This window comes from Shewanella sp. UCD-KL12, from assembly GCF_001957125.1.
Lineage (GTDB): Bacteria > Pseudomonadota > Gammaproteobacteria > Enterobacterales > Shewanellaceae > Shewanella.
In genome coordinates this window covers 112018-118922 of record NZ_MPHJ01000015.1, presented here as the reverse complement: position 1 = coordinate 118922, position 6905 = coordinate 112018, and the positions used below count along the sequence as shown (strand labels likewise).

Annotated in this window: 6 protein-coding genes and 2 rRNA genes; 5 read left to right on the top strand and 3 right to left on the bottom strand. The window is 41.4% G+C overall.

What is annotated here, in order from left to right; genetic code table 11:
• The 3 genes from BM736_RS20200 to BM736_RS20190 all read left to right on the top strand — a co-directional run.
• Window positions 1-224 (top strand): 23S ribosomal RNA (locus tag BM736_RS20200); the annotation flags it as partial.
• Between the two features lie 169 nt (window positions 225-393).
• Window positions 394-509: ribosomal RNA gene (rrf, locus tag BM736_RS20195) — 5S ribosomal RNA — on the top strand.
• Window positions 510-1346: 837 nt separating this feature from the next.
• Window positions 1347-2393, top strand: a complete 1047-nt coding sequence (locus tag BM736_RS20190; protein ID WP_083700405.1) for a patatin family protein — start codon at window positions 1347-1349, stop codon at window positions 2391-2393.
• Between the two features lie 50 nt (window positions 2394-2443).
• Here BM736_RS20190 and BM736_RS20185 read toward each other — a convergent pair whose 3' ends face one another.
• On the bottom strand, window positions 2444-3124 hold the full coding sequence (locus BM736_RS20185; RefSeq protein WP_076415493.1) for a DUF2057 domain-containing protein: 681 nt from the start codon (window positions 3122-3124) through the stop codon (window positions 2444-2446).
• Between the two features lie 204 nt (window positions 3125-3328).
• On the opposite strand from BM736_RS20185, the gene BM736_RS20180 reads away from it, so the two are divergent.
• Both BM736_RS20180 and corA read left to right on the top strand, forming a co-directional pair.
• Window positions 3329-3688: a hypothetical protein gene (locus BM736_RS20180; RefSeq protein WP_076415491.1), complete on the top strand. Its 360-nt coding sequence runs from the start codon at window positions 3329-3331 to the stop codon at window positions 3686-3688.
• A 129-nt stretch (window positions 3689-3817) separates the two neighbouring features.
• Window positions 3818-4765 (top strand): magnesium/cobalt transporter CorA, encoded by a 948-nt coding sequence (corA, locus tag BM736_RS20175; RefSeq protein WP_076415489.1) that lies wholly within the window; start codon window positions 3818-3820, stop codon window positions 4763-4765.
• Window positions 4766-4772: 7 nt separating this feature from the next.
• Here corA and BM736_RS20170 read toward each other — a convergent pair whose 3' ends face one another.
• Together BM736_RS20170 and BM736_RS20165 are read right to left on the bottom strand one after the other, a co-directional pair.
• Window positions 4773-5090: a DUF3135 domain-containing protein gene (locus BM736_RS20170; protein ID WP_076415487.1), complete on the bottom strand. Its 318-nt coding sequence runs from the start codon at window positions 5088-5090 to the stop codon at window positions 4773-4775.
• A gap of 433 nt (window positions 5091-5523) precedes the next feature.
• On the bottom strand, window positions 5524-6783 hold the full coding sequence (locus BM736_RS20165; protein WP_076415484.1) for an HD-GYP domain-containing protein: 1260 nt from the start codon (window positions 6781-6783) through the stop codon (window positions 5524-5526).
• Between the last annotated feature and the right edge of the window lie 122 nt (window positions 6784-6905).

Genomic DNA, 6905 nt, shown 5'->3' with positions numbered 1-6905 from the left:
CGCTGGTGTTCGGGTTGTTATGCCAATAGCATTGCCCGGTAGCTACGTTCGGAATCGATAACCGCTGAAAGCATCTAAGCGGGAAGCGAGTCCTAAGATGAGTCATCCCTAGAGATTTAATCTCTCTAAAGAGCCGTTCTAGACTAGGACGTTGATAGGCAAGGTGTGTAAGCGTTGTGAGGCGTTGAGCTAACTTGTACTAATGACTCGTGAGGCTTAACCATACAACCCAGATGGGTTTGTGGTGATTAGTGATGATTACTTTACAAGCACAAAAGAATACGACTTGATTTAAGTTGGTCATAAAATGCTCCTGCATTTATGACATACAGTACATCCGTGTACTAAACCGATTATAAAACCTAATTAGCTTTTCAAATTTTACCCAATTAGTCTGGAAACCATAGCATTGTGGCCCCACCTGATCCCATCTCGAACTCAGAAGTGAAACGCAATAGCGCCGATGGTAGTGTGGGGTCTCCCCATGTGAGAGTAGGTCATTTCCAGGCGCCTAATTAAGTAAAGAAGCCACCTTATTAAGGTGGCTTTTTTGCGTTTGGGGCTTTTTAAAGTAATCAGCTGTTAGCTCGCACTGTCCGAAACGATAACAGGTGGCTTATCCACTTAAGCACGTGCGTGCAATGCCTACTCCCGACGTCGTCCCGCCGCTGAGCGGGGCCTCCCGCTACGAATCATAGATTCTTCGCGTTCAATGATGGCTAAATACTGCGTATTTATAGCGCCATAATCTCACCCCCATGTGTTCGCTTCGCGAACGTCGAGAGTAGGTCATTTCCAGGCGCCTAATTTCTCGTAAAGAGAGTCGAATAAGCCCATTGCTAACGCAATGGGCTTTTTTCGTTTTTAGCCTGGAAGGATGACCACTCGAACATGGGGAAGTGAAGAGTCCGAGCGTAGTGAGGTTCAACACCCATGTGGAGTAGGGTGAAGCACTTGCGCTTATCAAACGTAGTTTGATGTATGGGATGAACGCGAAGGGTGGCGACCTCCATGGATGTAGGGAGTGTAGTTTATGCAGGATGCATTAAACTGCCCCGTAGCTGACTATGACATGCGCCTTTGTTGCAAGTTACTAAGTGCCTTCTACGAAGTTACTCAGCCTCCGAGCTTGGTCATAAACTGCATCTGTGCATTTATTACATTCACCACATCTGATGTTTAGCAATAATAAATGTCTTGATGGCACCAAAAAGGCTCAGTACTTAACAGAGCAATAGCCTAATAGGGTTTTTCTATTTGAATGATTAAAACAATCAATTATACAGATGGTAAGAGAACCTTTAAATTTGGTGGGGTTCCGTGGGGGAATCATTTCAGGTCATCATATGTCTTCATTAAATTCAAATAATATATCTAGTTTAAACTCTGTACTTAGAGATATTGATTCAAGTCTTTGTGGTGAAAGTGCTTGCTTGTCTGAGCCGATAGCGAATACGGCTTTAGTGGCTGAAGGTGGTGGTCAGAGGGGGATCTTTACCGCTGGTGTACTCGATAACTGGCTAGCTGAACAATATAACCCTTTTGAGTTATTAATCGGCACTTCAGCAGGCGCTCAAAACTTGTCGAGCTTTGTAACGGGTCAACTAGGTTTTGCTCAAGCATCTATCGCGAAACTATCTAACCAAGCTAGGTTTTTCGATATTAAGCGCGGTTTAAAAGGCTCGAATACCGTTGATCTTGATTGGTATTTTGACCAGGTCAATCATTCAGCATTTCATTTAAACACTGAAACAGGCCTCGCTAAGTTACATAACCGAAAATTGCTTATTTCAACGACGAATAGTTCAAGCTACCAGGCGAGCTTTTTTCAACCGCAAAAGAGCAACTGGCTTACCTTACTTAAGGCATCCAGTGCTTTACCGTTTCTTTATCGTAAAGGGGTGATGATTGGTGGTGATTATCATGTTGATGGTGGGCTCTCTGCACCTCTACCTGTTGAGGAAGCTTATCGGCGAGGAGCAAAGAAAATTGTGGTGATCCGTACTATGCCAAAGCAGTATGAGGCTCATACTCCGTGGGTGAAGCGTTTAAGAAAATGGGTATGTTCATCTAACCGGTGTCCTAAAGCGATTGAGTACTTTCTTCATCATGAAGCTGAATATAAACGTTCGCTACAATTTATTGCTTCGCCACCGAGTGATGTAGATATAGTGCAAATTTTTCCAGAGTCACAACTCACTAGCCAGATATTGGGGAGCGAAGATAATGAGCTTAATAATGATTACAAGATGGGAGTAGAGGCTGGGAAACTGTTTATCGAGGCCAATCCTGTCGGTAATTTTATGGGAGGAGTTACTCACGAAAAGGTGAATATATCTAAACCTAGATACTCCGCTAAACAAGCTATTAAATCATGGCCAAGATATTGCTGATCAGCGTTATTCACCATTCAGTACGTTATCTTGGCCCTAGCTGTAATTAATTATTTTTCGATTCTTTGTTTAAAGGCTTTACGGGTTTCTTCATCGGCCTGGCTATACCAAAAATCAAGCATTTGACCTACATTAATCTGTTCCTTCTCAACACTGTTTTTTTGCGCCGCAATACTCGTGTCCTTTGTTGGAACCGATTTTTCAGAAGCTGTTAATGCTGTAGCGGGTAACACACTTGGTGTGTGTGATGACTCTTCCACTAAATTTGGTAGCACTGCTGGGGCTGAACTTGTGTTGTAGGCTGCAATCTCAATGTCATAATCTCTGCCCAGTTGTATCCCCTCTTTGAGTAGCAGATCGCTTTTATATTGAACTTCAGCATCCGCTTCATCGGTGAGTGTCATTTCAGGACGCTTGTTGAAATTGTCAGCATCACTTTCAGATCTTAGTCGTGGCAAACTCAGTTTGAGTGCTGCGTCTTGGCTATTAAAAGTCAGTATGACGGCTTCAGAGGTAAAGCGTTTCTGTTGCCCCTGTAGTCTGAAGCTAGTGTTATATTTAAATACGATTTGATTGTTGCCATCCTCAAGGGTGAGTTCATGCTGATCTTCAGTTACAACACCATTAACGACTAATACCTCGACTGTTTTAGGAAGGGTAAGCGATACCTGTGCTATTGCTGGAGTGGTAAGTGTCGCTAGAATAGCTATAACGGGTATTTTAAAGTTCATAAGGTATCCCTTAGGTGAGCGCGTTTGTCGCAATGGTTATGACATCAATATAGACATGATAAGCCAGTATATATGCATGTCTGCTCATCAAGTAGTATCAGGCTCATTTTTTTTGCTTTTTGTTCTACAGCTTAGATATTTATATCAGTTTTGCAGTGAAATAGGCGTTATAATCCTTTGCTATGCATACCTGCGGAGTGTGAAGTGTTTATAAAAATTATTGTGACCTTATTAGTCATTGTCGGGGCACTGTTTTATTTAAGAAAACCCGTTAAAGAGCCCAAACAGCAAAGTACAAGAGATGTCGGTAAGCAGATCATGTTGAGATATATCATCTTTGGTTTAATTGCCGTCTCAATGCTTGGCAGTGCTGGCTATTGGTATTGGAATTGGCAAGATGGAAACCTGATTGTAGAGGTCACTATTGTTTCTCCAATTGACGAGAATTCAGCTGTTTACCAAGTAAGAAAGAAGGATATTTTGAATCAGCAGATCACGACTGTCGATGGCATTAACATACGGTTATCCAATCAAGAACGTGTCATTATCGCAAATGCTAAATAATTAGAATTTTATTTAGATAGTCGTTTTAAAGGCTTTTCAATATTATCGTTTGCGGTAGAATAGCCAAGTTTTTTACCCTGCGCTTTGAGATACTTACTCTTTTTTCAAAGTGTTTTTTCAGGAGGTACTATGATTACAGCTTATGTCTATGAAGATCGTAAATTATCGATCACAGAACTACAGATAGAAGATGGTGTCCCCCCCAGTACCTTGTGGCTAGACCTTTTTAAACCCACTGATGAAGAGCGTGATTGGTTAAGCAAGTACTCAGTTGAAGAAGTGCCTGAAGAGGATGATATCAATGAGATTGAAGCTTCGGCGCGTTTCTATCAAAACAGTGATGGCTTACATATCAACTCTCTATTCCCACAGCGAGTGGGACAAGATGTTAAAGGGGTCAATGTATCATTTAACTTAAGGCAAGACTTTCTTCTAACGATTAGAGAGGAAGATGTAGGCCTTATCCGCTTATTGCGTAACTATTTACGTCTTGGACGTATCGATGCAGCCACGCCTCAAGCATTACTACTCGAACTGTTTAATCTTAAAGTCGATTACTTGTCGGATCTTATTGAAGATGTTTATTCAGTTGTAGATGGTGTCAGTGAGTTAGTTTTTGATAATAATGAATTAGATGACGTATTTAAGCTGATCACGTTACAGGAAGACTCGAATGGTAAAATTCGCTTGAGCCTTCTAGATACGCAACGATCTTTGAGATATTTACAGCGCTATTATCGTGGCCAGTTAACTGAGGATAACCTCAAAGATCTGCGTGAAATGTTGCTAGATATTGAATCATTAATGCCACATAGCCAGTTTATTTTCGACAAGTTAAATTTCCTTCTCGATGCTGCAATGGGCTTTAGTGGGCTTCAGCAAAATAAGATCATTAAAATATTCTCAGTTGCTGCAGTAATATTCCTGCCTCCAACGGTTATAGCGAGTGCCTATGGTATGAACTTTGTCGCTATGCCTGAACTTGAGTGGCAGTATGGCTACCCGATGGCGATAATTATGATGCTTGCAAGTGCTGGCGGAACCTATGCTTTTTTCAAAAGAAAAGGTTGGCTGTAGCCGTTAATTAGCTTGATTTTTTCGCTGGTAACTCAAGAATTTCGGCTGTCTGCTGTCGAAACTCTTGGGGGTTATTCATTATGGTATTTAGAGCAAGAAATTTATCATTCATGATGCTGATAGCTAAGTAGCATCTATGGTAAGGGTTACTACAGCGGGATAGTTGCTGTTCAAGATGATGCTGCATTGAGATGAGTTGCTCTTTATTAGATTCAGGGCAGCAATCTATCGCTTCTCTGCACAATGTTCTTTGTAGTTCTTCTAACTCATCGGGCTCGTTTTCAGCGAGCCATTTCAACATATCGAAGTTCGGTAACTTTGTCATATCCTCTTCCCCCGGAAGATATCCTTACTTTCAAATTAGCCAATAGTTTTGTTTTCAGCAAGAAAACTTGTAAATAACAGTGGGGAATAACCGTTATTTATACCAATTGTACTAAAAGTTTGACCATTCAGCGGGAGTTCAAAGCGCTGTTAGCAAGGCGAGGGGATGAAGCTAATAGTTATTCTATAACGAAAACCCGTAACGAAGCTTAAAGTGCTTTGAAACCTGCACTGCGTGAGCGTCTCAAATTCTCCACTTCTGCTTTACATTAATTTAAAAGGAAATAGCCATTTCTTCATCAATGCGCCTTGAATTGAAAATTTGAGGAGTTCTGAATTGGTCAAATACTTAATACAATTCGTATTAGTTATAAGGACGCTTTGTCGATTTGGCTAGCTTGCTTGTTCAATTATCATTAAACGGCAATTCAGGGCTAAGTATCAGAACCTATGTAGTAGCTTACTCTTTCTCTAGGGTTCAAATATTTAAAGATTTTTTCAGGTAGCGCGGCAGGCTGAATGCAACGGACAATGCTGAGTCCTTCGACTTCGAGATCGACGATCGGCGCTTGATCTTTTGGTACCATCGCATCGTAAACTAAAATTCGTGGGAATAATATTTTGTCTAAATTCACTGACATCACCATAGCAAATTGCCCTGATGATAACTCAACGATGCTCCCTGGAGGGTAGATTCCAAGCATCTTAATCATTTTACCTGTCACTTCCTGATTAAGCTGGGTCTTATAGTTCTTATAGATATGACCTAACGCTGAATAAGGGGTGCGGGCTTTAGTATGTGCATCGGGGTGGCAAAGGGAGTCGTATAAATTGACGACGGTAACAAGTTGGCAGCGTTTATCTAATTTGTCAGCTTTAAGCCCCCGCGGATATCCTGAGCCATCTAGATATTCATGGTGGTTGAGTACAATCGGCGTTGCGCCTGCAGGAAAGTTCTCTGCCAGTTTGAGTAAATCTGCGCCCATAACAGGGTGCTGCTTCATAAAATTGACTTCAGGTGGAGTTAGAGGCGTTTTTTTTCTGAGCAGTTGCTGGGGGACTTTGAGCTTTCCTGTGTCATGAAAGAGTGAGCCCATGCCAACTAACTCGATATCAGATCTATCCCAGCCTAGCTCTTTTGCCATCAGCATAGATAACACTGCAACATTGAGAGAGTGGTAATAGATAGATTCATCATCTTTGGCTTCTCCCATCAAGTGAAGCACTAAATTGTCAGAGTTAAGTAACTGCTCACTCATTGAGGTGACAAGATCTTTAGCATCATCGATGGCATTTAACGGACGACTACGTAGCTTGGATACTAGATTACGCATTTTTGCGATAGAGCGATCGAACTCCTGTTCTGTTTTTTGAAGATCTCTGCGCATCTGTTTGAGTTTTTCTATTCGCTCATTTTTGGTTTTTAGCATCTCACTGGTGAGAGAGTCGAGGTCCTCTTTTTGTGGCGGCGGTGTATTCGTTTTTGCAACCTCTTCAGTAAGAGGGGGGATATCGCTGCGCTCGAGATCGACGAAAACATAGTTTATTGCGAGTTTTTTGATCAGCTCTATTTGTGCTTGCTGTTTCAACCTAAAACTACTGAACAGGAAGGGGTGGTCTTTCCATGAAACGGGAAGACGGATGAAATTACCGACTTGTAATTGGTTAACGGCTACTTTGCGGCTTTTAGTCATATTTTTCTTGTTATATTTCCCTTATCTTTTGAAGCAATTATTTCAGAATACACCCAAAAGTTGTAGCAATATTTTAACTGAAGTCGATGGCTTTACAATCACTTAACCTGTATGTCAGCATA